General features: G+C 39.9%; 3 protein-coding genes and 1 pseudogene. All 4 read right to left on the minus strand.

The genetic code is table 11. The features are described from left to right. Nucleotides 1-453 (minus strand): annotated as a pseudogene (locus VNZ46_RS03675) (DUF885 family protein); the annotation flags it as partial. A gap of 256 nt (nt 454-709) precedes the next feature. Beyond that, a complete protein-coding gene (locus tag VNZ46_RS03680) occupies nt 710-1,945 on the minus strand; it encodes an MFS transporter (protein ID WP_325558738.1) in 1,236 nt (411 codons plus the stop codon). 46 nt (nt 1,946-1,991) lie between these two features. Further along, the gene (locus VNZ46_RS03685; protein ID WP_199081037.1) at nt 1,992-2,654 is read right to left on the minus strand and encodes a FadR/GntR family transcriptional regulator; all 663 of its coding nucleotides are present in this window, start codon (nt 2,652-2,654) and stop codon (nt 1,992-1,994) included. A 139-nt stretch (nt 2,655-2,793) separates the two neighbouring features. Further along, the coding region (locus VNZ46_RS03690; protein ID WP_325558740.1) for a heparin lyase I family protein at nt 2,794-3,544 on the minus strand (751 nt) is incomplete at its 5' end.

Here is a 3,544-nt window from a genome sequence, read left to right on the forward strand (position 1 = left end):
CTTAACCGTTTTAAATGGCTGGGCACCTGTTCCTGACCCGAGCTGTCCGAAGGTGAGCGGCAATGCAAACATCTGATTAAATGGAAGGTATTCAAAGTGATACTTTAAGCCATCCAAACTCACCTGTAACTGGTCTTTTAAAACATCATAGGAAAGCTTATCATTGTCATTTAATTTTTCACGGTCGTAGCCCTTCAGGCTGTCGAGATATTTGGTGTAAAAGGTTTTTGTTTCATTAATAAACTGAACGGAGCCATCATTAGGGAGGAGATCATTATATCTATCATCGCCTGCATAAGTTGCATTAAGAGGAAATAGCTTCAGACCCTCTTCATAATATTGGTCGCAAAGTTTGGAAAAGTTCTTATTCTCCTCTCCATTACCCTTTTTGTTCTGCTGTGTGCAGGCTGCAAATGCGCCTGTACACAGCAAGATATACATGATTTTCTTCATTTCGATTGATTTAGAAACTAAATCTAAGGAATAGATTGATCTAAAAAAAATATCCTTTTAAACCACAATTACACACATAAAAATGTTAAGCTATATCAGGACAAGACACAGAGACATCTGGCTTCGTCTTAGTTCGTAGCTTCTCCGCCCTTTCTGCGACGTAACTTAGGCAAACAGGTACTTTTGTCGAACAATCAGCGCTAAAACGCCGGATTATCGAACAACCAATACAGTATGATATAGCCTTGTCTCTATGTTATTTTTGTGATTTTACCTGATGCTCAATATTGGGCAGGAAGCCAGTGATAATACCAATCAACGGTAAAAATGCACAAATTTTAAATATATATTCAATACTCGTCTTATCAGCCATCCAACCTAAAAATGCAGAGCCTACACCTCCCATTCCAAAGGCAAAGCCAAAGAATAAACCTGCAATCATACCTACTTTACCAGGTACCAGATCTGTTGCATAAACCAGTATAGCAGAAAATGCAGAAGAGATGATGACCCCTATAATCACGGCGAGTATACCTGTCCAGAATAAACTTGCAAAAGGTAACAGCAAGGTAAAAGGTGCGGCTCCTAAAATAGAAATCCAGATGATATATTTTCTACCAAAACGATCTCCAAGAGGACCGCCGATCATTGTTCCTGCGGCTACGGCAGCTAAAAATACGAAGAGGTACATTTGAGACTGTTGTACCGACACATGAAATTTATCAATCAGATAGAACGTAAAATAGCTGGTCATGCTGGCCATGTAGAAATACTTTGAAAAAATCAGCACCAGCAGAATAGACAGTGAAAACAATATTCTTCTTTTAGACAAAGCTGGCCCTGCAGGTTCAGCAGTATTCACCGCTGCTTTTTTCTTTAGATATAAATGTTCCTTGTACCATTTACCAATTCGGGTTAAGATCATCATTCCCAGAATGGCTGCCAGGGCAAACCAGATTACATAGGACTGGCCATAGGGTATCACAATCCATGCAGCAAGCAACGGGCCAATTGCACTTCCTGCATTTCCGCCCAGTTGAAAAATAGATTGAGCCAGCCCCTTCTTCCCTCCTGAGGCTAAATGGGCTACCCTGGAAGATTCAGGATGAAAGATAGAAGAACCAATTCCAATCATACTGACCGCGATCAGTAAACTTAGGAAACTGCCGGAAGTAGACAAAAGCACCAGACCTGCTAAGGTAAAAGCCATGGCAACAGCAAGAGAATATGGACGAGGTTTTTTATCTGTATAAAATCCAACAAAGGGCTGCAATAAAGAAGCCGTAAGTTGAAAAGTAAAGGTAATCATCCCGATTTGGGTAAAGGATAACTTGAAGTTTTGTTTGATCAGAGGGTAAATAGCTGGTATGACCGATTGCATCATGTCATTCAGCAGATGAGTAAAACTAATGGTAAAAAGAACCGAGAATACTGTCTTTTGAACCAGGTCTTTCGTGTCAACCGTTGTGGCTTGCTGGGTAAGAGGTTTCATAATTAAAAATAAATCAGATCATCTGATGATTAAGGGTAAAAAAATATTATAAAATTTGGCCTATTATTTTTGCAGAAGTATTCCAGGCTTTTTTGCTTTCGCCTGCAATAATGTATTTTAAGAGTTGCTCGTGGGAAGGCTGACTAAGAGTGAATATTTCTGTGTCTTTGTAAATATCAAAAAACCATTTTTTTACATGTACAGATGCAGATTTATACAAATCTGCCAGAACTTCGTTTTTAGAGGCTTCTGCCAGTGCAGTATGAAAATCAATATCTGCCTCAATGCATTCCTTTAATAAACCATCTTTGGCGTATTGTTTTCTTTTTGCCAGGTGTTGTTTCATTATTAAAATATCAGCGTCTGTGCGGCTTACTGCTGCCTTTTCTGCGATTTTCATTTCGAGCAGTTGCCTTACTTCATTCAAATCGTGTATGTCGGCCCGTTTTAACCGCTGATCCATGGGTTCCCGGCTACCGGTAAATGGTTCTACGAAAGTACCAAGTCCCTGCTGTACGCGCAATAACCCTGAATTTACAAGAATCTTTATTGCTTCTCTGATGGTCGATCTTCCTACTCCAAAGCGCTTCATCAGCTCTGGCTCAATAGGGAGTTTATCATTAACTTTATAATGCCCAAGAGAAACTTGTTCCTGTAATCTTGCTGCTACTTCGTCGGCCAATGATTTCTTGGTAATTATTGTCGTCATATCATCAGATGAATGACAAAAATAGAAATTTGTTTTAATAACCAAAAAATAATCTGAATCTTTTAATGGATGTACTGTTTATTCGTACATGAAGAATGTTGGACCATTTGGAAATGGCCCGACATTCTTCATATATAGCTTATTGAGCAGCCTCCTGATAGGTATTTGCAATTCTTATTTTTTTCACGAAATGGGAAACTTGATCTGTATCTCCCCCATACACTCCCCATTTAGGATCGCAAATATTCACATCCAGGGTACGGCAGTACAAACGCTGGGCATTATTGGATAGAGTCTGCTTGACACCATTGTACCAAAATTCAATGTAACCGACTGCTGGATCGCGGGATACTTTCATACCAATCACAAAAGTTAGCCAGGTGTTGGTTGAAAGCGTTGTAGACCATGGAACTGTAGCTACATGATTGTCGTCAAAATGCTGTAATTCCAGCGCTCCATTTTTGGTTCTGAGCATAATTGGATGGTTTTGCAAAGCTCCGTCTGTGGGATAAGATTTCCACTGAAAAATGGCCTCTGTCTTGAGATTTTGCGGCATGTAGATCTTACTGGTCCAGCCAATATAAATCAGATCTCCCTCTGATGCCTGATAATTCTTTGCCCCGTGGCCTTCCGTACGATGGCTGTTTGCAGGTTTAAGAAATTTCCACGTCAGCGTGTTGGTTTCGTCGTTTACTGTAGTAACAGTTCCCGTACCTTCAATATTAATGTCTTTCCAGACATTGGCAGATCCATTGGTTGCATCTCCGTTAAACAGAACAGAAAATGGTTGAATGGAATTTAATTGACTACCGGAGCTCAAAAGGTCTGGGGAGTTACCTGTTAATTCCTGATTTTTTTTGCAACCACAAATTGCAGTGATCGCTACATAA

Origin of the sequence: Pedobacter sp. (genome assembly GCF_035566355.1) — a bacterium.
Classification (GTDB): Bacteria; Bacteroidota; Bacteroidia; order Sphingobacteriales; family Sphingobacteriaceae; genus Pedobacter.